Raw genomic sequence first — 22,445 nt, forward strand, 5'->3', positions numbered from 1 at the left:
GCCCCGCCTGCGCAACAATGCGGCGCACATCACAAACCGAACCGCCGGGGCTGTAGGATTCGCTGGTTGAAGCGATAGTCGCGCATTGGATTTTGGGGGTTGGGCTGTTGGCTGCTCTTGGTTTTTCTACGTTGTTTTCACGCTCGGCAGGGAAGCGTCTTTCGGCAGGGCTGCTGGCCGTCGTGGTGGTAGCTGCCCTATTGAGCGTGCTGGCTCCAGAAACGGGGCACGCGGACGTTGACTGGGGAAGGAGGGAGGTGGGCCGCACTCCATCCGGCCTCGCCGTGAACCAAGTGACCAACACGACCTACGTGCCAAACCTGGACGACGGCACAGTGAGCGTTATGGGCAAATATGGGGAAGTCACCGCGACCATCTCCACAGTGAGTCAACCCCGTATCGCAGTGGTGAACACCGTAACCAATAAGGTCTATGTCGCGCATTCCGGGGGCCAGGTCTCCATCATCGACGGCACCACGAACGCAATCACCACTGTGACAACCAATGGAAATCGTCCTGGAATCGCCATCAACGAGAAAACAAACCAGGTTTATGTGGCATCCCCAAACTTGTTGAGCATTATTGACGGCACCACCAACGGATTGCGTTCAATCGCTACAGGTGTTAACGGCAGCAATGTAGCAATCAATAACGTCACCAACAAAGTCTATATTGCAGGCACTGATGGAAAGGTTGCAGTTGTTGATGTGGCAACCTCAGTTGTAACCAAAGTTCAGGCTGGGACATCCGGCGATGGAATTGCCGTGAACTCCCAAACTGGAACGATCTACGTGACGAATCCGGCCGCGGACACAGTGACCTCGATTGAGGGAGTTACAAATAGGCTCACAACATACTCCACCGGTGATGAACCGCGGGCGATCGGAATCAACAAGACCACCAACCAGATCTATGTGCTGAACTTGGCTGGCGCATCGCTGTCGGTTCTGGACGGCTCGACCCAGAAGATCACGCACCATCCCACCTCGCAGTACCCTCGGTATTTGGCGGTCAATGAGTCCTCGAACAAGGTCTACATCACGGAAGGTTACTCGGTCAGGGTTTTCAATGGATCAACGCATTCATCGGGGCTTGTGCGTCTTACGAACAAGTCCGCTGGAGAGATCGCTATCAATGAAAAGACCAACACGATTTATGTAAGCGACCGTGAGGATGAGTCAATCCGCGTTATTGACGGTACCAACCACCCAGTGATGATCAACTCTGCTCCGCCAGTAGAGACCGGAATGGTAAATGAGTTCTACAGGGCATGGATAGACGGCTATGGGTCGCTAACTCCTGCACACAAGATCCTCGATGGCACATTACCTCCAGGGTTGTCACTGCTGGAGAATGGTTTCTTATCAGGGATTCCCACAAAGACGGGGAAATATACTTTCCGGGTTATTGTCTCCAATGGAGCCAGTCCCGACGTCGTCTCACCTGCCTACACCATCACCATTGCAGAGAAAGAAGCCCGGCATGACTTCAACGGCGACAAAGCCGAAGACGTACTGGCCCGCGATGCCCAGGGTGCCCTCTGGCTCTACCCGGGGAACGGGCGGGGCGGCTGGAATGCCCGCGTAAAAGTCGGGCAAGGATGGCAGGTTATGAACTCCATCGTGGCGCCCGGTGACTTTAATGGCGACGGCCCCGTGGACCTAATGGCCTACGACTTCTCCGGGGTCTTATGGCTTTACCCCGGAAACGGACGCGCCGGCTGGCTGCCCCGCATCCGGATCGGGGAAGGATGGGGCGGCATGCGCAACATGACGGCCAGCGGTGACCTGGAACGCGATGGAAACCCAGATATCGTTACCAACTCTTCGGGAGACCTGTTGCACTATCGCGGTGACGGCAAGGGTGGCTGGTGGACCGGCTACGCGATAGGTGGCGGTTGGAACATCATGAACCACCTGGTAGGCCCCGGAGACATCGATGGGGACGGATTGCAGGATTTACTCGCCAGAGATGGGCAGGGCAATCTGTGGCACTACGGGGGCGAAAAGACCCACACGACTTATCGGCCACAAGGAATAGTCGGCGTCGGGTGGAATGCCATGTCGGCCATCGTTGGGCCCGGCGACTTCAACGGCGACGGCAACGTGGACCTCCTGGCCCGCGACTCAGCCGGCACCCTCTGGCTCTACCCCGGCAACGGGAAAAGTGGTTGGCTCCCCCGGGTCCAAGTCGGTTCTGGCTGGAACGTCATGAACGCCATCATCTAGAGGCCAGAACAAAGCACGCAGAATCACCAAGTACGACGGCGGCAACCACCCGCCGTCGTTCTCTTGCCCTCCACACGCATAACCTAAGGCTCCTTAGTTTAGGCTTGGGGTCATGAGCGACTCCGAAGCCCAGCCAGTACGCATCAGTTCCGAACCTGCCCAGCTGCAAGCCCTCGAGCCCATGCTGGAAAAGATGCGGGAAGCGGTGGGCGATGTCCCTGCACTGCTGGCAATAGCCGAGGAAATCGGCCAAACCGCCCCCAAGCCCGGCGAGGGAAATACCGCCAAGCTCTGGGAACTCCTGGCATCCGTCACAGCCGTGGATGTGGCGTCCGGGCGGGCGCTTGAGCCTCACTTGGACGCCGTAGCGATTCTGGAGCAGGCCGGAAATCACAACCAGCCGGAGGGCGCCTGGGGAGTCTTCGCCGCCGAAGGCCCCGGCTTGAAGCTCGAGGCCAAGCGCGACGACGCCGGGAATTACGTCCTCAACGGATCCAAACCGTGGTGCTCGCTCGCCTCCCAACTGGACGGTGCCGTGATCACCGCCCACACCGAAGACAACAAACGGGCCGCCTTCGCCGTGCACCTCAAAGACCCAGGGGTGACCTGCGAAACACCGCAGTGGACCAGCCGAGGTCTCCAGGAAATTCCCAGCGGCACCGTCCACTTCGACCAAGTCCTCGCAACCCCGGTCGGCGGCGAGGGGTGGTACTTCACACGACCCGGCTTCGCCTGGGGCGGCATGGGCGTTGCGGCGTGCTGGCTTGGCGGAGCAGTTGCCCTTGCCCGGGATTTCAAGACCGCGCTGGCGAAGGGCGCGGACAACGGCAGGGAACCGGACCAAATCGCCCTCGCCTCCCTGGGCGAGGTGGACCGGATCATCACATCCGTGACCGGGTACCTGGCCCAAGCGGCAGAGAGAATCGACGCCGGCGAACTGGACAGCCGCGGCGCTGACACCACAGAAACCAACGGCCCCAGCGCCTGGAGCGAAGCCCTGCGCATCCGCGGAACGGTGGCCGCCGCCGTCGAGCGTGTCCAAACAGTGGTGACGCAAAACCTCGGCCCCGCGCCGCTGGCGTTCAACGAAGCCTACGGAAAGCGCATGGCCGATCTCTCGCTGTACATCCGGCAGCACCACGCCATGCGGGACGACGCTCAACTTGGCGCGCTGACGCTGAAGGGGGAACGCCAGTGGTGACTTTCTCCCACACTGACGCCGGAACGCCGGAACAGGAATGGGCAGCGTCGGGGGTAGCTGCCCTCCCCGAACTGCCGCTGGACACATCCGAACTCGCGGCCCTGACCTTCGTGGTGTTGGCCGCGCATCCGGACGATGAAACGCTCGGCGCCGGCGGCTTTCTGGCCAGACTGCACGCGGCCGGGGCCGCGATCGAACTAGTCCTCTGCACCGCAGGCGAGGCATCGCATCCGGACTCGCAAACCACGACGCCGGAACGGCTTGCCGCTGTCAGGCTCGCTGAATTCACCACGGCGGTGTCAGGGCTGGCGCCCAGCGCGACGTTGCGGTTCCTGGAACTCCCCGACGGACAGTTGGCTGCCCATGCTGACCGTATTGCTGCGGCCATTCGCGAGAGCATCGCGGGGCGAACGGCGGAGGAAGTTGTGATCGTGGCCCCCTACCGGTCAGACGGACACACGGACCACGACACCCTCGGCAAGGTCGCCGCGGACCTCGCCACACAAGACGGCTACGGACTTCTGGAATACCCCATTTGGTACTGGTTGTGGGCAGGAACTGGGGACACCACCTGGAGTAGTTGGGTACGCGTGCCCCTGAGCCAGGAAGAACAACAAGCCAAGTCCGCCGCGATGCGCGCCCACGCCTCGCAAACGGAACCGCTGTCAGGGCAACCGGGCGATGAGACGCTGCTTTCCGGGACGTTCCTGGAGCACTTCGAGCGGCCGTGGGAAACGTTCGCCTGGCACCCCTCCCATTCCGGCAACAACAGCGCCGTGGACGCCGAGCGGATCTTCGACGAGGTCCACCGCCGCGAAGAGGACCCTTGGAGCTACACCACCAGCTGGTATGAGCGCCGCAAACGGGCACTGACCCTGGCTGCCTTGCCCCGTGAAAGCTACGAATCCGGGCTGGAGATCGGGTGTTCCATCGGCACCCTCAGCGAAGAACTCGCCCGGCGCTGCGGGACGTTCCTTGGCGTGGATGCGAGCTCCGCGGCACTGGCCCAAGCCGCGAAGAGGCTCGCCGGGCACCCTTCCGCGGAGGTCAAACACCTGATCATGCCCCAGGAGTGGCCGGAGGGCTCGTTTGATCTGGTGGTCCTGTCCGAGACCGGCTACTACTTGTCACCGGAAGAACTCACCGAACTCCTGGCCCGGATCCAGGCCTCCACCAGGCTGGGCGGGACCCTTGTTCTGTGCCACTGGAGGCACCCGATCTCCGGATGGCAACTCGACGCGGAATCGGTCCATGCCATGGCCCGCACCCACCTCGGCTGGCCAACCCACGGGCTCTATCAGGAGAAGGACTTCATGCTGGAAGTCTTCACAGCACCGGACACCTCGCCATGACGGACCCTCAAACCATCACCAGCGTCATTGTGGTGATGCCCGCCCATAACGAGGACCGGCATATCGGCAAGGCCCTCGCAGCGCTCAAGACAGCAGCGGACGCCTTGCAACGGGAGCGACCGGGAACCAGCGTTTCCATCGTCGTCGTCCTGGACTGCTGCACGGACCGCTCCGCTGACATTACGGCAGCGTACGTTTCCGCCGACCCCCGTTTCGGCGCCATGGACGTGAGACTGCGGAGTACCGGTGCCAGCCGCGACGCCGGCATCCTCACCGCCTTGGATTGCATGCCCGGAGACGGACCAGCGACTACCTGGTTGGCGACCACCGATGCCGACTCCGCGGTCCCGGAACACTGGCTCGTGCGGCAAGTGGAGCTGGCCAACGCGGGAGCCGACGCCATCCTCGGCTCGGTTGAACCAGACCCCGACGACGTGGATCCGGCAGTACTGAGGCGCTGGCTGGAACTACACCCGTTCCGCGAGGACCACCCCCACATCTATGGAGCCAACCTGGGCATCAGGGCATCGGCGTATCTCGCGGTGGGCGGGTTCCCGAAACTGCGGGCCCACGAAGACCGGGTCCTTGTTGAACAGCTCCGCCGCCACAGATTCGTGGTCACCGCGACGGACACTACCCGGGTGGTGACCTCCGGGCGGACCCACGCCCGCGCGCCGGAGGGTTTCGCGGCCTACCTTCGCACCTTGGGCGCGGACCTTCCGGTTGCGACGGGCTAAGCGTCCATCACTGAAGGGGTTTTGGCCCGCCCGCTCACCTGCAGTCAGTCGAGCAGCGCTACGCCGAACTCAGCGACGACGGCCCGCAATTCCCTGAGGTAGTGCTGCGCTTGGTCGGTAAGGGGGATCGCTGCGTGGCCGATCCAGCCGATCTCGATGCGTTCGTCAACGTCGAGCGGGATGGCGACGATCTCCGGGTCGAGCTGCCCGCTGATGATGCCCGTCGAGATCGTGTAGCCGTGGAGCCCGATCATGAGGTTGAAGATCGTGGCACGGTCTGAGACCCGGATCTCCTGCTTACTGGACATGGTGGAGAGAATCTCCTCGGCGAAGTAAAAAGAGTTGTTCGCACCTTGATCGAAGGTCAGTCGCGGCAAGCCGGCGAGATCATCGAGGGTCGCACGCTCTTTTGTGGCGAGCGGGTTGTTCCGTGAAATGAAAATGTGCGGATCGGCGAGGAAAAGCGGAGTGAACGCGAGACCGGATTCCCGGAGCAGCTTGTCGATGACCTTCCGGTTGAAATCGTTCCGGTAGAGGATGCCTATCTCGCTGCGGAGCGTCCGGACATCCTCGATGATGTCCCAGGTGCGGGACTCACGCAGGGAGAACTCGTATTCGGCCACATCAGTGGCCTTGACCATCCGGACGAAGGCGTCCACCGCGAACGAGTAGTGCTGCGTTGACACCCCGAGCAGACGTCGCGTCGGTGGCCTGCCAAGGTAGCGCTGCTCGAGGAGAGCGAACTGCTCGACGACTTGCCGCGCGTAGCCGAGGAACTCTACCCCGTCGGCGGTGAGGGTGGCCCCGCGGGCGGAGCGAACCAGGAGCGCACGGCCCACCCGGGCCTCAAGGTCCTTCATCGATGCGGACATAGTCGGCTGCGCAACGTAGAGAAGATCGGCGGCCGCGGAGATCGACCCCTCCGCTGCAACTTCTATGAAGTAGCGGAGTTGCTGCAGGGTCAATCCGCTCGAAATCTGGGCCATAGGAAAATTCTATATCAATGCATAGCAACCACTAGTTACCTGATACCCCTCCCTAGGCTGCACCATGGATACATCCCCTTCGGAAAGGCCGTCTCCGGCCCATCAACGGAATGGCAGCACATGGCAGACGACTTCACCTTCAGCATCACCACGACCCCCTTCGACGAGGACTACTCCCCCTCGGAAGGCTCGCGGATCACCACGAATTTCGCCAACCTGGCACGGGGCGAGCACCGCCAGGAGAACCTGCGCAACGCTTTGACCATGATTCGGCGCCGCTTCAACGATCTGGCAAGCTGGGACAACCCGGACAGGGACCGTTACACGCTCGAGCTTGAGATCGTTTCCGTGCAGATAGAGTTCACTGCGGAAGGTACGGATCAGAAGTTCCCCCTGTTCGAGGTTCTCGACATCCAGATCGTGGACCAGTTGAACGGGGTCCGCCACCAAGGGATCGTGGGGAACAACTTCTCCTCCTACGTCCGTGACTTCGACTTCAGCGTGGTACTGCCAGCGGCAGCAGCGGAGGCAGGCAAGCCCACCGTTCCCGAGGACTTCGGCGATCTGCACGGCAAACTGTTCCAGCAATTCCTCGATTCCCCAGCATGCCAGGAACGCTTCCCACAGCCGCCAGTGGTGTGCATCAGCGTCTCCACGACCAAGACGTACCGGCGAACAGAGAACCATCACCCCGTCCTGGGCGTCGAGTACCAGCAGGACGAGTTCTCACTGACGGACGCCTACTTTGCAAAGATGGGGCTGCAGGTTCGCTACTTCATGCCACGCGGCAGCGTAGCGCCGCTCGCCTTCTATTTCCGCGGCGACCTGCTCAACGACTACTCCAACCTGCAACTCATCGGCACGATCAGCACCATGGAGACGTTCCAGAAGATCTACCGCCCGGAGGTCTACAACGCGAACTCCGCCGCCGCCGTCGTCTACCAGCCGAGCCTGGGAGAGCAGGATTACTCGCGGACCCAGATCGATTACGACCGCGTCGAGCGTAGTCAGCTCGCGGTCACTCAGGCGAAGTACACGGAGGAACACTTCATCACGCCCCACAAGGATCTATTGGACCAGTGGACCGCCAAATACCCCGCTCTCGTCAACTGACCCACGGAGAATCGTCAATCATGAACACACTTTTGCCCACCACCGTTGTCGGAAGCCTGCCCAAACCATCGTGGCTCGCACAGCCGGAGACTCTGTGGTCCCCGTGGAAGCTGGAGGGAGATACGTTGCTCGAGGGCAAGCAGGATGCGCTGCGCATTGCCATCCACGAGCAGAGCCGACGCGGCATCGACATCGTCAGCGACGGCGAGCAAACCCGCCAGCACTTCGTCACCACCTTCATCGAGCACCTCAGCGGGGTCGACTTTGAACAGCGCAAGACCGTGCGCATCCGCGATCGCTACGACGCGAGCGTGCCGACCGTCGTCGGGCCGGTGCGCCGCGAGCGGCCGGTATTCGTCGACGACGCGAAGTTCCTCCGCGCAACCACAGACCGGCCGATCAAATGGACTCTTCCCGGTCCCATGACCATGGTGGACACGCTCTTCGATGACCACTACAAGAGCCGCGAGAAGCTGGCCTGGGAGTTCGCTGCGATCCTGAACCAGGAGGCGAAAGAACTGGAGGCGGCCGGCGTGGACATCATCCAGTTCGACGAGCCCGCGTTCAATGTCTTCCTCGATGAGGTCAAGGACTGGGGCGTGGCTGCGCTTGAGAGAGCGGCAGAAGGGCTGCGTGCGGAGACCGCCGTGCATATCTGCTACGGCTACGGGATCAAGGCGAATAATGACTGGAAGGCGACGCTCGGCTCACAGTGGCGGCAGTACGAGGAAACATTCCCGCTGCTTCAGAGCTCCAGCATCGACATCATCTCGCTGGAATCCCAGAACTCCCATGTGCCCATGGACCTCATCGAGCTCCTCCGCGGCAAGAAAGTCATGCTCGGTGCAATCGACGTCGCAAGCGAGACCATCGAGACCCCGGAGGACGTCGCCAACACCCTCCGCAAGGCCCTGCAGTTCGTCGATGCGGACAAGCTCATCCCCAGCTCCAACTGCGGCATGGCACCGTTCCCCCGGGACGTCGCCCTGGCCAAGCTGAGTGCTCTCAGCGCAGGGACGAACATCGTTCGCGAGGAACTCGCCCGTTCCGCCCCCACGGTGTCATAACCATGTTTCACGCCTATCCCCCAGACACTTGGCTCGGGGCTCCGAAGCAAAGCTTCCCGTCCTCCCTCTCGGCCGACGAATTCAAAGCACTGTTCCGTGGCCACCCGGGAGGTGTCGCAGTCATCACGGCGGATGCCGGCGAAGGACCGGTGGCACTGACGGTATCGTCGGTGGTGTCAGTGAGTGCGGAACCTCCGTTGCTGATTTTCTCGGTCTCGGCACTGTCCTCTGCGTCCGAGGTGCTTTCACGCGCCGAAACCGTCGTCGTGCACCTGTTGGACGCGCACGACGTCGACTTGGCGAAGCTTGGAGCGACCCCCGGCGCCGATCGCTTTGACCAGACCCACCGCTGGTCGGCCCTTGCAACCGGCGAAGCGGTGTATGACGATGTCCGCGCCTGGGTGCGCTGCGCCGTCATCAATCGCATGGAGGTGGGGACCTCCACAATCATCGCCGTTCACGCCCTGGAGTCCCGCGTGATGCGTGACATCCAAGCGGGCGAACCCGGCGACGCCCTGGTCTACCACAACCGCACATGGCACCGTCTGGGCGAGCATTCCAAGCATGAAGGCTGAGCGCCGCGCCAACAATGCGATGCAGCAAGCCGAACGGCGCACGACGGCGGGAGCATAACTCCCGCCGTCGTCCTCGTTAATAGCCGTCGTCCTCGTTAAAACGGAGCGTCCATCGACTTCCTGAAGGGCTCGGATGCAACCCGGGTCAGCACGCATGCGACGCTTCGGTTCCCAACCCCGCACGTTGGCCGCGGAACACAACCCTGCGACCGGCTAAGCCGCCAGCACCCCTTCGACGGCGGTAATTGCGGCCTGCGTAATGGTTTCCCGCTCGCCGGATCCATCCACGGTCAACAGAATCCCGCGCTTCGAATAAGCCGTCAGAACTGGCTGGGTTTCGTCCCGGTACAACTCCAACCGACGCTGGATCACGGCTTCGGTGTCATCGCTGCGGCCTTGCTCGTGAGCACGGCGGAGTATCCGGGCCAGCAGCTCGCTGTCCGAGGCCGTGAGCGCCAGGACAACTTCCAAGGGCTGTCCCCGAACCGCCAGCATCTCGTCCAGGGCTCCGATCTGAATCACCGTTCGCGGGTAGCCGTCCAACAGAAACCCCTCGGCAGCATCGGCTTCTTCCATGCGCTGCTTGAGCATGTCCGTGGTGACGTGGTCCGGCACGAACTCACCCCGGTCCATGAACTCGCCGGCTTCCAGGCCGAGATCCGTTTTGTCCCGGACATGGGCGCGGAAAAGGTCGCCCGTGGAAATGGCGGGGATCCCAAAATGCCTCGCAAGGTGTTCCGCCTGCGTGCCTTTACCGGAACCCGGAGGGCCCATGATGATCAATCGCGCCATGACACTTGGTCCGTTTCGAGAGGCAGCCGGGACTTAAACCATACGCCGACGACGGCGGGAGGCACCCGCCGTCGTCGGCTTCTTTTTGCTTTCGGTTCAGTCGTCAGACGTTGGCCGGTTCCGCAAGAACGGCATCGATCTGCTCGATCGCCTCGCGCATTCCTTCTTCCATGCCCATCTCGGCCATCTTCTGCATCTGTTCCTCGGACTCGAAGCTGGAGGTGATGGTCATTCGCGTGCGGCTATCCACGGGCTCGAGCTTCACTACGGCGTGCGTGATGCCGAGGTCGTCGACGGGCTCGCCCTTCTCGTCAGCGAAGCCGTCGTCAAACTCCAGGTGGTCCGGGGCGTTGATGGTGGTGAACTTCCACCAACCGCGGGCCTTGGTGCCGTCCGGGCCGGTCATGTAGTAGGCAGCCTTGCCCCCGGCAGTGAACTCGTGGGTTTCAAAAGTCGCGGGCCACGTTGGCGGCCCCCACCAGCGTTCGAGCTGCCGCGGGTCCTCCCAGATCCTCCAGACGCGCTTCACGTCCGCGTCGAATTCGGCCACGATGGTGAAGCTGAGGGCTTCAACATCCTTGCTTACGCTGACAACAGTCATGGCAGATCCCTTTCGTCATCTTCAGCGAGTATGTCCGCGATCCGGCTGGCCCGTTGCCGCCAGATCATTTCGAATTGGTCCAACAGATGCCGGGCTTTTTGCAGTCCATCGTGATTCCCCCGCACAATCTGCTCCCTCCCACGCTTCTCCTTGGTCACCAGGGAGGCCCGTTCCAAGACCGCAACATGCTTCTGCACGGCCGCGAAACTCATGGCGTAGAGCCCAGCCAGCCCGGAGACCGAGTACTCTCCCGCCGTCACCCGGGCCACGATGTCCCTGCGGGTGGCGTCGGACAATGCCTGGAACAGGCGGTCGAGCTCGACGTCTCGTTCGGGTATCGGGGTGAGCTGATCTACAACCATTTGGTTGTACGATACGCCCGGGCTGGACAGGTGTCAATGGACCAGGGCTTGACCACCCCTTGCGGCCCCGCACCACCACGGGTAAGTTATTGAAACGTCTCAAGAAAGCGTTTTCCCAACTCCTTAGGTGGACTCGATCATGACTCAGCACGCCCCGATCACGTGGATCGATGGCGAACCGCCCGCCGGACTCAGCGGCGGCACGACGTGGGGAATGCCGTTCCAACGCGGCATAGTTCCGGACGCAGCCGCACTCAGGGTCCTCGACTCCGGCGGCGGCCCCGTGAATGCCCAAACCTGGCCGCTGGCCACTTGGCCCGATGGCTCCCTCAAGTGGGCAGGCATTGCCATCGGTGCAACTGATCAGCCCGCGGCCTCTTACAGCGTGGCCCCCTCAACCGACACGCACGACGGCGGTCCGGCAGTCGTCGTCGAACACTCACCGGAAGTAACGGTCACCGAGACGGAAGCGTCGGTCACCGTCTCGACGGGCAAACTGGAGATGGTGCTGGCGCGCACCGGGCGAAGTCTGTTCAGCAGGCTGAGCCGCGACGGTTCCGTGGTGGCGAAGGAAGCCCGGCTGGTGAGCTTGCTCCAAAAGGACCTGATCGACGGTGCAGGTACCTCTGAGCGTGAAGGATTCACCGGCCACACCACCAGCGTCACCGTGGAGCAGCGGGGTCCGGTCCGTGCAGTGGTCCGCGTCGATGGCCGGCACCAAGCCGATGACGGCACCAAAGAATGGCTCCCGTTCACCGTCCGCTTCTACTTCTACGCAGGTGCCGGCAGCGTCCGGATGATGCACTCGTTCATCTGGGACGGCGACGCTGAACAGGATTTCCTGGCCGGACTTGGCGTTCAGTTCACGGTCCCCCTCGCCAGCGAGTTGCATGATCGGCATGTCCGGATCGCGGGCGCGGACGGCGGTTTCCTGGTGGAGGCCGTCCGTGGGCTGACCGGACTACGGCGGGATCCGGGCGAGGAAGTCCGCGTGGCACAGATCGCCGGCCTGCCCACGCCGCCGCTCAGCGAATGGAGTCCACTGGTCTCCGAGCGCCTCCACCTCATCCCGGGTTGGAACGATTACACCCTCACCCAGCTGACGTCGGACGGCTTTGAACTGCGCAAGCGAACCGCCCCCGGCCACGGCTGGGTTGGCATTTCAGGCGGTACACGATCGTCAGGTTTCTGCTCCGTGAGCGACCTGGGAGGAGGCCTGGGCATTGGCATCCGTGACTTCTGGCAGTCCCACCCGGGGCAGCTGGACATCCGCGGGGCAGCCACCGCGGAAGCCACGATGACGGCGTGGCTCTACTCTCCCGAAGCCCAACCGATGGACCTCCGCTTCTATCACGACGGCCTGGGTCAGGACACGTTCGAGGACCAGCTTGAGGGCCTCGAAATCACGTACGAGGACTACGAGCCCGGCTTCGGCAACCCCACAGGCATCGCGCGCACGCATGAGCTCACGCTGTTCGCCTATGAGGCCACGCCCAGCACGGAAACCCTCGCCGCCGATGCCAAGGCCGCGTCCACTCCCCCGCTGCTGCAACCCTCGCCCGCGTACCTGCACGCCGCCGGCGTCTTCGGCAACTGGGCGCCGGTGGACCGCAGCACCCCCGCCCGGGCAGAACTGGAAGACAAGCTGGATTTCCTGTTCGACTTCTACCAAGGCCAGACCGAACAGCGCCGCTGGTATGGGTTCTGGAACTATGGCGACGTCATGCACACCTATGACACCGACCGGCATGTCTGGCGTTACGACGTAGGCGGCTACGCGTGGGACAACTCCGAGCTCTCGCCGGACCTCTGGCTCTGGTACATGTACCTGCGCACCGGCCGCGCGGATGTGTTCCGCTACGCCGAGGCCATGACCCGCCACACCGGCGAAGTGGACGTCTACCATCTGGGCCCCTGGCGCGGTTTGGGTTCACGGCACAACGTCCAGCACTGGGGTTGCAGCGCCAAACAATTGCGCATCAGCACCCCGGCCTACCGGCGGTTCTACTACTACCTCACGGCGGATGAACGCACGGGCGATCTCCTTACCGAGTTGGTGGACAGCGACCAGAACTTCCTGGGGCTGGACCCGGTCCGCAAGGTCAGGCCCGACGCCGATACTTACCGCCCGGACCGCGGCGCCTTGGGCGTCGGGCTCGGCACCGACTGGGGTTCGCTGGCCGCCACGTGGCTCACTGATTGGGAGCGTACGGGCAACCCGCGCTCACGCGACCGTCTGCTGGGCACCATGGCAGACATCGGCGCATTGAAGTATGGCTTCCTGACAGGCGAAGCGCTGTATGACCTGGATGCAGGAAGGTTCGACGCCGGCAGGGAAGTCATCAGCGTCTCGCACCTGAGTGCCGTGTTCGGTTTGGTGGAAATCTGCAGCGAACTGATCAGCCTGGTGCCGGACGAGGACTTCGAAGAAGCCTGGATGCAGTATTGCCGGCTGTTCCTGGCCACCCCGGAGGAGCAGATCGCAGAGGTCGGGCAACCTTTGGCCGGCATCTACCTCACCCAGGCGCATAGCAGGCTCACGGCTTACGCCGCGGCCCGGCTGGGCTCGCCGGAACTGGCGGAGTTGGCATGGGAAAGCTTTGCCGAAGGTGGGGAGAACCTGAACCACGCCGAGGCTTTCACGCTCAAGAAGATCCTGCCGCCATACGTGCTTCAGCCGGTCGATGAAGCCCCAACAGTCTCCACCAACGACACCGCCCAGTTCGGCCTGGCCGTCATCCAAAACCTGGCCCTGATCGGCCACCACCTGCCGACGGCGGCCGATGCACCGCAGGAGGTCCCGGCGTCGTAGTTTCCTCTGCTTCCTGACCTTCTTTGGCGCCATCGAGGCCGGAAAGTAACCCAAAGGGGTTGTTTTTAGGTCCAGCTGTGCCCAAAGAGGGTCAGGAAGCCACCGGCTCTAGGAGCTGGAGCGCGGATGCATGATCCGCATCTGGTCCCAGGTCCGCTCCGAGGCGGCGATGTTCTGGTTGGAGCGCTCGCGATCCAAAGACGCCAGCTCGACGGCGATCGCCTGGACCGCGGACACCGCACCCGTCAGGGACGGGAAGAAGCCGGCACCTTCGGTGGGGACCACGATCCTGTGGTCTGCGTGCACGGCCACAGGCGAGCCCGCGCTGTCGGTGATCGAAACTATGGGTGTGCCCAGATTGTGGGCGATCTCGACGGCCCGCATGGTGCTGTCGTAGACCCGCCACAAGCTGATGGCGATGACCAGATCCTCTGCACCAAGCCGTGCAATGGCATTGGTGAGGGCGGCGACGTCGGCGTCGAGGAGCCGGACGTTGTAACCGGCGATGATCGCGTTGTGCTCCAGAGCTTTGCCGGGGATCGCGTAACTACCCGCGGCAACGATGTAAGTTTGCCGTGCGCCCGCGATCGCCTCCGCAATATTATGAAGAGTGTGGGCGTCCAATGTGCGCTCGAAATGCGCCAGGTTCGCCCGGTCGGTGGACACCGCCGCCTGTGCAGGACTACTGATGTGGCCGTTGTGTTCGGCCGCAACCTCCACTGCGCTCAGCGACGCAAGAAACCGCGAACGCAGCTCAAATTGGAAGTCTGCCCACCCCTTGAATCCCAGTGTTTGCGCGGTTCTGGTCACGGTCGAGGCGTTCGAGGCGGCCACTGCGGCGATGTCGCTGACCGAGCCGTAGGAGGCAAGGCGGGGCTGGGATCGGAGGATGCCAATCACTTGCATTTGGCGTGCCGCGAGCTTCCGTCCCTGGACACGACTATCCAGCCACTCGGTCAACGTTGACGAGTCGAAATCTTCTTCCACCTATTGACCTACCTCACACTTTGGCCGTACCTTCGATACATCACTTCTGCACAGATCCGTGCATATTCCTAAAAATGTACAACTTGGCCCACTTTGGCAGGAATCACCATGTCACTCACAGCACGCCTTGATCGTCTGGCTCTCAGTCGACCACACTACAAGCTTCTCCTCATAGGAGGCCTCGGCTACTCCTTCGACGGCATGGACGGTGCCGTGGTGGCCTTCCTCCTCCCCCGTATCCAGGAATTGTGGGGCCTCAGCACCGCCAGCCTCGGCCTGGTAGGTTCGGCAGCCCCGTTCGGCTTCTTCTTCGGCGCGATCCTTGCCGGTTGGATGGGCGATCGCTTTGGCCGCAAGAAGGTCATGCTGTGGGCTCTGGCCTTCTACTGCCTCATGTCGGTAATTGCTGCCATGGCTCCCAACTTCGAAATCTTCCTGATTGCACGGATCTTTGCAGGATTGGGCGCAGGCGCTGAAAGCGTGATCATCGCACCGTTCCTGTCCGAGTTCATTCCGCCGAAGCGCCGGGGCTGGTTCATTGGCACCCTGGCCGGCTTCTTCTCCTTTGGCTTCGTAGCTGCCGCACTGATCGGCCGCTTCGTGGTTCCGATGGGCGAGGATGGCTGGCGCTGGGCGCAGGTCATCACCGCAGTCCCCATCCTTCTCCTCCTGTGGTGGCGCCGCAGCCTGCCTGAGTCACCGCGCTTCCTCATCAGCCGGGGCCGCATCGCAGAGGCAACCGAAGTGGTGGATCGGTTTGAGCAGAGTGTAGTGAAAGCCACCGGGAAGCCCCTGGAGCCATTGGCGGCCGCGGAAGAAGAAATCACCAAGCACGAACAAAAGATCAGCATCTGGAACGCCCTGAAGTTCATGTGGTCCAAGGCCATGCGTCGCCGGACCGCCGTGATCTGGCTGATCTGGTTCGTGATCACGTTCTCCTACTACGGCTTCTTCTCCTGGATTCCTACGCTCCTTGTAGGCCGCGGCATCACCATCACCAAGAGCTTCGAGTTCTCCATCCTCATTTACCTGGCACAGATCCCCGGCTACTTCTCCGCCGCCTGGTTGTGTGACCGGATTGACCGCAAGAACACCATCGCCCTTTACTTGGCGGGATCGGCGATCAGCGCTTTCTGGCTGAGCCAGTCCAACGATTCCGGCATGATCCTGCTGGCCGCCGCAACGTTGTCCTTCTTCCTCAACGGCACCTACGCCGGCGTCTACGCCTACACCCCGGAACTCTTCCCCACATGGATGCGTGCCACCGGTGTTGGCCTGGCCAGCGCCGTGGGTCGCATCGGCAGCATCCTTGCACCGTCCATCATCGGCATCTTCGCCGCCTCCCTCGGCTTCGGTGGCGTGTTCACCATGACTACCGTGGTGCTGACCATCGGCGTCCTGGGCGTGGTGATCTTCGGTGCCTCCACAGCGGGCAAGTCGTTGGAGAACATCAATGCCCGCGCCGAACATGATCCGGCAGCGGCAGGAAGCAAGTGAAAATGATGAATACAGACGCAGTGTTCCAACAGACGCTTGAGGCATTGCAGCAGGAACCGGGAGTCATTCTGTTCACCGCGCTGCAGTGGATTCCGCAACGCTCCAGCCTCAAGCGGCTCTACACGAGCCATCCGGCCGAGTACCCGGTGGGCGGTGAGAAGACAGTGGAAATCTCCCCCGGCTGGCTGGGGACGGTCATCGAGGACAAGAAGCCGTTCCTGGCCGCCGATCTGGAGGCACTCCGGAACGTGTTCTCGGACTCCGGACTCATCCAGCAACTTGGCTGTGGAGCCGTCATTAACGTTCCGGTCCTCGACCAGCAAGGCAATGTAGTGGGCGTCCTCGCGCTCTTGGACGCAGAAGGCAAGTACACGCAGCAGAGTGTGGAAACCGCCGTCGACGTTGTCAGCTCCAACCTCGCCCAGCTCGTTCAGGCCTTTGAAGCCCATCCCACAGAAATCCCAGAAGTCCCCGAAGCACCTGCGAAGGACACCGTTTAAATGAGCACCGCCCCAGAAACCACTCCCCTGGTCATCCGCAACGCAAGTGTTCTGGACGTTGCGGCCGGCACCTACTCAACTGCCGACGTCGTCAGCGTTGATGGGAAGATCAGCAGCGTCCAACCAAAGGCCGAGGCACCGTCCGGTGCCCGGGTCATCGATGGCACCGGCAAGTTCGTGATCCCCGGCCTGATCGATGCCCACGTCCACGTGGTTGCGTCCAGTGCGGACTTCCGTTCACTGACGTATACGCCGCCGTCCTATGTCTATGCTCAGACCGCCCGCATCATGGGCGCCATGCTGCGCCGCGGCTTCACCACAGTCCGCGACCTGTCCGGCGCCGACTTCGGGCTGGCCATGGCACAGGAGGAAGGCCTGTTGGAGGGACCGAAGCTACATTTCTGCGGCCACGCCCTGAGCCAGACCGGCGGTCACGGAGACATGCGGTTGCCGGGCGAAGACCACGATCCCAATGGTCGTGGATGCTGCGGCATCGGCCGCGTAGCCGACGGCGTTGACGCTGTCCGCGCCGCGGCCCGCGACGAAATCCGCAAGGGCGCCCACCACATCAAGATCATGGCATCCGGCGGCGTCTCCTCCCCCACAGACCGCATCGACTCCACGCAGTACTCCATGGAAGAGATGCGAGCCGCGGTGGAAGAAGCCCAGGCCGCAAACCGCTACGTCGCCGCCCACGCCTACACCGCCAAGGCCATCAACCGTGCCTTGGAGGCCGGCGTCCGGTCGATCGAACACGGCAACCTCCTGGACGACAAAAGCCTCAACCTGTTCCTCGAAATGGACGCATTCCTGGTCCCCACGCTGGTCACGTACTGGGCGCTGAAGGAAGAGGGCAAGGAATTCGGGCTCACGGAGGAAATGTGGGCCAAAGTGGATTCCGTCCTCACCAGCGGGCTCGAAGCGATTGCCCGCGCCCACGACGCCGGTGTAAAAATGGCCTTCGGCTCGGACCTCCTGGGTGGCATGCACCGCCACCAGAACGAACAATTCAGGCTGTTGGGTAAGGTTCAGCCCGCGATTGACGCCATCCGCTCGGCAACCACGACGGCGGCAGAACTGCTTGAGCGCGAAGGGGAAATCGGCGTGATCGCACCTGGCGCTGACGCCGACCTGCTGGTGCTCGACGCCGATCCGGTGGCAGACATTGCTGTGCTGGCCGACATCTCCGAGCATCTGGAGTACCTCGTTCAGAATGGCCGGGTCATCGACTGACTCCTACCCTTCAAGGCCTGTATTAACCCTCCAAAAAGCTCGATAATGTAAGTATGCTGATCAATATCGAGTCAAGGAGGAGGACACCATGACCACGAAAGTAAACAAGACAATCATGGTCAACGTTCCGATCAGTACGGCTTACTGGCAGTGGACACAGTTTGAGGAATTTCCGCACTTCATGGGCGGGGTGGAACGCGTGACACGGCTTAGCGACGACCGCCTGGAATGGGTGGCCGAAATAGCGGGCATTCATCGCCGCTGGGAAGCCAAAATCGTTCAGCAGGATATGGACCGCGCAGTGGCATGGGCCGCTGTGGAGGGCGCCAAGAATGCGGGATGGGTTGATTTCAAGGAAGCGGGCCCAAGCCAGACATCCATTCACCTGTCCCTTGAGTACGAACCGCACGGCGTCCTGGAATTCCTGGGGGACAAATTGCACGTTGTTGAAAGGCAGGCTGAGTCCGACTTGAAGAAGTTCAAGGAGTACATCGAAAAGCAGGCACCCGGGACGGCATCCCCGCCCGCAACCGCTGCAACTCCAGCCGCCGCCCCGGAGACGCCGATCGTTGATCCCGCCACACATGTGTTCGACCAGACCAACGGCCTGGTGGACCTCGGCGGCGACTCCGACGAAACCGCTGACAGCGACACTCTCAGTGCAGCTGAGCGGAAGGAGAGCGAAGACCGCGGAGAGGGTTTCATCCCGCCAATGGGTGGCATGCCGGGACAGCGGTAACGGAAGAGCAACGCGGGGTCACTTACGGCCCATAAAAGGCGCCCGAATGGGCCGTAAGTGACCCCGCGTTGCTTCTGTGCGCTACTTCTTGGTGCCGGTATATACGACGGCGGGAATCGCCGGAGCCTGCATGCCCTCACCAATGAAGAAGCTCGGGTGCGGCGGCTGGTTGTAGGCAACATTCTCCCGGGCAACGGCTGTCCGGTACACGGTGTCGTGCATCAGCGTCCGAAGCCGCACCTCGGTGGGAGCCGTGGTGGTGTAGATCCGGAGCTCCGTGCTGTCGGTGGACGGCCAGGCGATTTCTTCGCGCCAGTCACCCAGGATGTCGGCCTGAATGGAAGGGTTGCCCTTGGTGGTGTTGTTGCTGCGGGCGCCGTCAGCGGTCAAGAGTCGGTCGCTGGTTTCCGTTTCCCAATTCCACTTGGAGATGGTGGGTACGCCGCGGGACACCGTGGCGTCGTAGTCGTGGTCCACGATTTCGCGGAGCAGGTCGCCATCCCACCAGGCCAGGAAGTTGGCAGCTGGGATCTTTTCCGCAATCAACTCACCGTTGGCGGACATGAGCTGGCCAACGGGTGAATCCCACGCCGCAGAACCGCCGATGGCCCACCCTTCAGCTCCCGCGTACCGCGGATCAATATCGCCTGCCGCGCCTCGGCCGGTGTCCTTGATGGCCGGGATGCTCCACAGCACCTCGCCAGTGGCGGCATCACGGAACGTTGCGCCGCGATTACCGCTCTGGCTCATGCTTTCGTGGACGGCGAACGTTTCCAGTCCGGGCCGTGACGGGTCGAGGTCTCCGGTGTGTATGGCATCGCCGTGGCCGAGCTTGGTGTTGTACAGCGGCTGGCCGTTGTCATCGATGGTCATGGAGCCGAAGACGAACTCGTCCTTGCCATCCTGGTCGACGTCGGCCACCGAGAGGTTGTGGTTGCCCTGCCCCTTGTACTCATCGCCGGCGAGGTTGGAATCGAAGCTCCAGCGCTTCACGAGCTTGCCATTGACCAGGTCGTACGTGACCAGGACAGTGCGGGTGTAGTAACCGCGACTGAACATCATGGAGGGGTGTTCGCCATCCAGGTAGGCCACTCCGGCCAGGAAGCGATCCACGCGGTTCCCGTAGCTATCGCCCCAACTGGCGACTGTTCCGCGCTCGGGCTCATACGCGACGGTATCCATGATGGTTCCGGTTTCGCCCTTGAAGACGGTAAGGAATTCAGGGCCGGATAGGACATAACCCGCCGTGTTGCGGAAGTCGGCGTCGGCGTTTCCGATGACGGTACCTGCCGCGTCCCGGGTGCCATCAGCGGTCTTGAGGGACACTTCGGCCTTGCCGTCGCCGTCGAAGTCGTAGGCCAGGACCTGGGTATAGTGCGCGCCGGCGCGGATGTTTCGGCCCAGGTCGATGCGCCACAGCTTGGTGCCGTCCAGTTTGTAGGCGTCCACGTAGACGTTGCCCGTGTAGCCGGACTGGGAGTTGTCCTTGGCGTTGGACGGCGACCAGGTCTGGATGACCTCGTACTTGCCGTCGCCGTCGAGGTCCGCCACCGTGGCGTCGTTGGCGGAGTAGGAGTAGGCCTTGCCGTCCGGCGTGACACCATCGGCAGGCTTGTCCAGCTTGATGGCCAGATAGTTCTGGGTCAGCGGCTTCACGGCTTCGGTCAGCTTGTCCTGCCCCTGTCCGTTGCCAACAGTCTTGATGACATAGCTCGACTCCGCGGTGCCGTCGGCGTCCACGAACATGGTGGCGTTGCGGAGGGGCTCCGGGGTGATGTTGACGCCGTCACGCAGGACCTGGAAGCCGATGCTGTCCTTGTCCAAACCGAGCATCCGCCAGCTCACTGTGACGCCTTGATCGGTCAGGACGGCCACCGGCGCGCGGTCCAGGTTTTCCACCTGGCGCTTGAGCGACGCCGGCTTTTTCGCGGCAGGCACGACGCCGGGAAGGTTGGCTTGCGCTGCCTGCGGGACCTGGACAGGGGCTGCTTGCGCGAGCGGGACACCCGTCAGCGCGATGGCGGCTGCAGCGAGGGAAGCAGATGCTGCGAGGGGAACTGCCTTCCACGCACGAGCGCGGGAGTTGCGGTAGGAACATTTCGAGGGGTGAGTCAAAGAACATCTCCTTTGATGCTGGGCGGCAGTTGCTCTGCCAACCCTTGGATTGGAACGTTTCACACACGCCACCAAGACCCCTCGCTTCTGCAGGCGAGTGGTGATGGTTAAGCGAGAAAACGCTTTCCGCCAACAAGGTTTACCAGCGACTCAACTACCCGGTCAAGGGTTTGACAGGAAATGACTGTGAGACTTCTGTGTTAAATGTTCGAAAATGTACTTAAGGGTGACTTGGCGTCCGTGACGCACAGGAGGCTCCCCGAGCTATCGGCGGGTCCTTATGACGGTCCATTTCGCCGGATTTCGCTGGATTTAGCCGGGTTGAGCGGGGTGACGGTTCGGCTTTGGCCAGACCGGAGGCGTCCGTAGTGTCGAGCCATGCCGACGCCTCCCATCACACCGTTGTCCGTTCTCGACCTTAGCCCGGTGTCTGCCGGGCAAACACCGGGCGAGGCATTGCGCAGCACGCTTACACTCGCCGGTGTTGCCGAGGCAGCCGGGTACTCGCGGTATTGGCTGGCTGAGCACCACCTCAACACTGGCGTCGCCGGGGCTGCCCCGCACATCCTTGCCGGGCTGGTAGCGTCCGCCACCACATCCATCCGGGTGGGAACCGCAGCCACCCTTCTCGGCAATTACCGGCCGCTGCAGATCGCTGAAAGCATCGGAACACTGGCAGCTATTTTCCCCAACAGGCTGGATCTGGGCTTTGGCCGATCCGGCCCGCCGAAGTCGCCCAGCGAACCGGCACCTGGCGTCGTACCACCCGCCGACACAGCCGACACCGAGCCTGCCGACCGGGTCGTCGACGGCCTCCTGGTCCCCGCCCCGCGGCCCATTTTCGGAGCTGTCCTGCCGAGGAAGTTCCGTCTGCAAGGTGAGCTGTTGGGCCGTTTCCCGGGAGATACCGACAACTTCGAGAACGACATCCAGGACATCATTGGCTTTTTCACCGGCGAGTACCGCACCAGGCATGGCGAGGAAGTCACAGCTACACCGGCATTGGGACAGGAGCCGCAGTTCTGGATCCACGGCTCGACGGCCGGTCCCAGTGCACGGTTGGCCGGAAAGCTGGGACTCCCCTTCGGCGCTAACTACCACGTGGCCCCGGCGGGCGTGTTGGACTCCATCGCTGAGTATCGGGCCCATTTCAAGCCCTCCGCTACCCTCCAGGAACCGTACGTGATCGTCTCAGCGGATGCTCTGGTGGCCCCGAATGAGCAGCAAGCCCAACGTCTGTCCCGCGGCTACGAGCACTGGGTCCACGGAATCCGCAGCGGCCAGGGGGCCATCCCCTACCCGTCACCGGAAGATGCCCTGGAAGTGTCCCTGGATGCCGAAGCCGCGGCTCTGGTCAAAGACCGCGTGGACACCCGGTTCGTCGGTGATCCCCACCAGGTCCGCGAAGGTCTCCGCACACTGCAACGGGCCACCGGAGCCCAGGAACTACTCATCACCACCATTGCCCATGACCCCGCCGACCGCGAGAACTCTTACCAGTTACTCGCCGAGGCCTGGGGCCTCTAACGCCACTCGATTTCACCCATC

Annotated in this window: 19 protein-coding genes; 13 read left to right on the plus strand and 6 right to left on the minus strand. The window is 62.5% G+C overall.

Annotated elements, in window-relative coordinates; translation table 11 throughout:
• The first annotated feature begins 107 nt into the window (after nucleotides 1–107).
• From GVL04_RS14605 to GVL04_RS14620, 4 genes are all read left to right on the plus strand, one after another.
• Complete coding sequence (locus GVL04_RS14605) at nucleotides 108–2,228, plus strand: FG-GAP-like repeat-containing protein (protein WP_159705829.1); 2,121 nt, start codon at nucleotides 108–110, stop codon at nucleotides 2,226–2,228.
• A gap of 112 nt (nucleotides 2,229–2,340) precedes the next feature.
• Nucleotides 2,341–3,429, plus strand: coding sequence for an acyl-CoA dehydrogenase family protein (locus GVL04_RS14610; protein ID WP_159705831.1), 1,089 nt, complete (start codon nucleotides 2,341–2,343; stop codon nucleotides 3,427–3,429).
• Nucleotides 3,423–4,781 (plus strand): bifunctional PIG-L family deacetylase/class I SAM-dependent methyltransferase, encoded by a 1,359-nt coding sequence (locus GVL04_RS14615; protein WP_159705833.1) that lies wholly within the window; start codon nucleotides 3,423–3,425, stop codon nucleotides 4,779–4,781. The genes GVL04_RS14610 and GVL04_RS14615 overlap by 7 nt, the downstream gene beginning before the upstream one ends.
• A complete protein-coding gene (locus tag GVL04_RS14620; RefSeq protein WP_159705835.1) occupies nucleotides 4,778–5,518 on the plus strand; it encodes a glycosyltransferase family 2 protein in 741 nt (246 codons plus the stop codon). Before GVL04_RS14615 ends, GVL04_RS14620 begins: the two co-directional genes overlap by 4 nt.
• A gap of 44 nt (nucleotides 5,519–5,562) precedes the next feature.
• Here GVL04_RS14620 and GVL04_RS14625 read toward each other — a convergent pair whose 3' ends face one another.
• On the minus strand, nucleotides 5,563–6,504 hold the full coding sequence (locus GVL04_RS14625) for a LysR family transcriptional regulator (protein WP_159705837.1): 942 nt from the start codon (nucleotides 6,502–6,504) through the stop codon (nucleotides 5,563–5,565).
• Nucleotides 6,505–6,624: 120 nt separating this feature from the next.
• Between GVL04_RS14625 and GVL04_RS14630 the strand changes: the two genes are divergently transcribed.
• Genes GVL04_RS14630 through GVL04_RS14640 form a run of 3 tightly spaced genes read left to right on the plus strand, consistent with a single transcriptional unit; the run spans nucleotide 6,625 to nucleotide 9,259 of the window.
• On the plus strand, nucleotides 6,625–7,617 hold the full coding sequence (locus GVL04_RS14630) for a DUF1852 domain-containing protein (protein WP_159705839.1): 993 nt from the start codon (nucleotides 6,625–6,627) through the stop codon (nucleotides 7,615–7,617).
• Nucleotides 7,618–7,637: 20 nt separating this feature from the next.
• Complete coding sequence (locus GVL04_RS14635; protein ID WP_159705841.1) at nucleotides 7,638–8,684, plus strand: methionine synthase; 1,047 nt, start codon at nucleotides 7,638–7,640, stop codon at nucleotides 8,682–8,684.
• 2 nt (nucleotides 8,685–8,686) lie between these two features.
• Complete coding sequence (locus GVL04_RS14640; protein WP_159705843.1) at nucleotides 8,687–9,259, plus strand: flavin reductase family protein; 573 nt, start codon at nucleotides 8,687–8,689, stop codon at nucleotides 9,257–9,259.
• A gap of 213 nt (nucleotides 9,260–9,472) precedes the next feature.
• On the opposite strand, the gene GVL04_RS14645 is transcribed toward GVL04_RS14640, so the two are convergent.
• The 3 genes from GVL04_RS14645 to GVL04_RS14655 form a co-directional block, all read right to left on the minus strand.
• A complete protein-coding gene (locus GVL04_RS14645) occupies nucleotides 9,473–10,051 on the minus strand; it encodes an adenylate kinase (RefSeq protein WP_159705845.1) in 579 nt (192 codons plus the stop codon).
• Nucleotides 10,052–10,154: 103 nt separating this feature from the next.
• The gene (locus tag GVL04_RS14650; RefSeq protein WP_159705847.1) at nucleotides 10,155–10,652 is read right to left on the minus strand and encodes an SRPBCC domain-containing protein; all 498 of its coding nucleotides are present in this window, start codon (nucleotides 10,650–10,652) and stop codon (nucleotides 10,155–10,157) included.
• Nucleotides 10,649–11,014, minus strand: a complete 366-nt coding sequence (locus GVL04_RS14655) for a metalloregulator ArsR/SmtB family transcription factor (RefSeq protein WP_159705849.1) — start codon at nucleotides 11,012–11,014, stop codon at nucleotides 10,649–10,651. Before GVL04_RS14655 ends, GVL04_RS14650 begins: the two co-directional genes overlap by 4 nt.
• A gap of 139 nt (nucleotides 11,015–11,153) precedes the next feature.
• Between GVL04_RS14655 and GVL04_RS14660 the strand changes: the two genes are divergently transcribed.
• Entirely contained in the window at nucleotides 11,154–13,826 is a 2,673-nt protein-coding gene (locus GVL04_RS14660; protein ID WP_159705851.1) for a Tat pathway signal sequence domain protein, read from the plus strand.
• Nucleotides 13,827–13,934: 108 nt separating this feature from the next.
• On the opposite strand, the gene GVL04_RS14665 is transcribed toward GVL04_RS14660, so the two are convergent.
• Nucleotides 13,935–14,813 (minus strand): MurR/RpiR family transcriptional regulator, encoded by an 879-nt coding sequence (locus GVL04_RS14665; protein ID WP_159705853.1) that lies wholly within the window; start codon nucleotides 14,811–14,813, stop codon nucleotides 13,935–13,937.
• 108 nt (nucleotides 14,814–14,921) lie between these two features.
• Here GVL04_RS14665 and GVL04_RS14670 point away from each other — a divergent pair, with 108 nt between their 5' ends.
• The 4 genes from GVL04_RS14670 (at nucleotide 14,922) to GVL04_RS14685 (ending at nucleotide 18,782) form a co-directional block, all read left to right on the plus strand.
• A complete protein-coding gene (locus GVL04_RS14670; protein ID WP_159705855.1) occupies nucleotides 14,922–16,310 on the plus strand; it encodes an MFS transporter in 1,389 nt (462 codons plus the stop codon).
• Nucleotides 16,311–16,312: 2 nt separating this feature from the next.
• Nucleotides 16,313–16,810, plus strand: a complete 498-nt coding sequence (locus tag GVL04_RS14675) for a GAF domain-containing protein (protein WP_235036301.1) — start codon at nucleotides 16,313–16,315, stop codon at nucleotides 16,808–16,810.
• Nucleotides 16,811–18,043, plus strand: coding sequence for an amidohydrolase family protein (locus GVL04_RS14680; RefSeq protein WP_159705857.1), 1,233 nt, complete (start codon nucleotides 16,811–16,813; stop codon nucleotides 18,041–18,043). It abuts the gene before it with no gap.
• 88 nt (nucleotides 18,044–18,131) lie between these two features.
• Nucleotides 18,132–18,782, plus strand: coding sequence for an SRPBCC family protein (locus tag GVL04_RS14685; protein WP_159705859.1), 651 nt, complete (start codon nucleotides 18,132–18,134; stop codon nucleotides 18,780–18,782).
• 81 nt (nucleotides 18,783–18,863) lie between these two features.
• On the opposite strand, the gene GVL04_RS14690 is transcribed toward GVL04_RS14685, so the two are convergent.
• Entirely contained in the window at nucleotides 18,864–20,897 is a 2,034-nt protein-coding gene (locus GVL04_RS14690) for a rhamnogalacturonan lyase (protein WP_159705861.1), read from the minus strand.
• Nucleotides 20,898–21,275: 378 nt separating this feature from the next.
• On the opposite strand from GVL04_RS14690, the gene GVL04_RS14695 reads away from it, so the two are divergent.
• Nucleotides 21,276–22,424 carry an LLM class flavin-dependent oxidoreductase gene (locus GVL04_RS14695; protein ID WP_159705863.1) on the plus strand — a complete coding sequence of 383 codons (1,149 nt, stop codon included), beginning with the start codon at nucleotides 21,276–21,278 and terminating at the stop codon, nucleotides 22,422–22,424.
• Nucleotides 22,425–22,445 lie beyond the last annotated feature (21 nt).

The sequence above is a fragment of the Arthrobacter sp. 18067 genome (assembly GCF_902706295.1).
Taxonomy (GTDB): Bacteria; Actinomycetota; Actinomycetes; order Actinomycetales; family Micrococcaceae; genus Arthrobacter.

What these genes read in the sequence shown, in the direction of transcription:
- GVL04_RS14635 (WP_159705841.1), top strand. Translation starts at nt 7,638, where the DNA reads ATGAACACACTTTTGCCCACCACCGTTGTCGGAAGCCTGCCCAAACCA.
- GVL04_RS14675 (WP_235036301.1), top strand. Translation starts at nt 16,313, where the DNA reads ATGATGAATACAGACGCAGTGTTCCAACAGACGCTTGAGGCATTGCAG.
- GVL04_RS14630 (WP_159705839.1), top strand. Translation starts at nt 6,625, where the DNA reads ATGGCAGACGACTTCACCTTCAGCATCACCACGACCCCCTTCGACGAG.
- GVL04_RS14645 (WP_159705845.1), bottom strand. Translation starts at nt 10,051, where the DNA reads ATGGCGCGATTGATCATCATGGGCCCTCCGGGTTCCGGTAAAGGCACG.
- GVL04_RS14625 (WP_159705837.1), bottom strand. Translation starts at nt 6,504, where the DNA reads ATGGCCCAGATTTCGAGCGGATTGACCCTGCAGCAACTCCGCTACTTC.
- GVL04_RS14650 (WP_159705847.1), bottom strand. Translation starts at nt 10,652, where the DNA reads ATGACTGTTGTCAGCGTAAGCAAGGATGTTGAAGCCCTCAGCTTCACC.
- GVL04_RS14660 (WP_159705851.1), top strand. Translation starts at nt 11,154, where the DNA reads ATGACTCAGCACGCCCCGATCACGTGGATCGATGGCGAACCGCCCGCC.
- GVL04_RS14655 (WP_159705849.1), bottom strand. Translation starts at nt 11,014, where the DNA reads ATGGTTGTAGATCAGCTCACCCCGATACCCGAACGAGACGTCGAGCTC.
- GVL04_RS14610 (WP_159705831.1), top strand. Translation starts at nt 2,341, where the DNA reads ATGAGCGACTCCGAAGCCCAGCCAGTACGCATCAGTTCCGAACCTGCC.
- GVL04_RS14620 (WP_159705835.1), top strand. Translation starts at nt 4,778, where the DNA reads ATGACGGACCCTCAAACCATCACCAGCGTCATTGTGGTGATGCCCGCC.
- GVL04_RS14685 (WP_159705859.1), top strand. Translation starts at nt 18,132, where the DNA reads ATGACCACGAAAGTAAACAAGACAATCATGGTCAACGTTCCGATCAGT.
- GVL04_RS14680 (WP_159705857.1), top strand. Translation starts at nt 16,811, where the DNA reads ATGAGCACCGCCCCAGAAACCACTCCCCTGGTCATCCGCAACGCAAGT.
- GVL04_RS14695 (WP_159705863.1), top strand. Translation starts at nt 21,276, where the DNA reads ATGCCGACGCCTCCCATCACACCGTTGTCCGTTCTCGACCTTAGCCCG.
- GVL04_RS14670 (WP_159705855.1), top strand. Translation starts at nt 14,922, where the DNA reads ATGTCACTCACAGCACGCCTTGATCGTCTGGCTCTCAGTCGACCACAC.
- GVL04_RS14640 (WP_159705843.1), top strand. Translation starts at nt 8,687, where the DNA reads ATGTTTCACGCCTATCCCCCAGACACTTGGCTCGGGGCTCCGAAGCAA.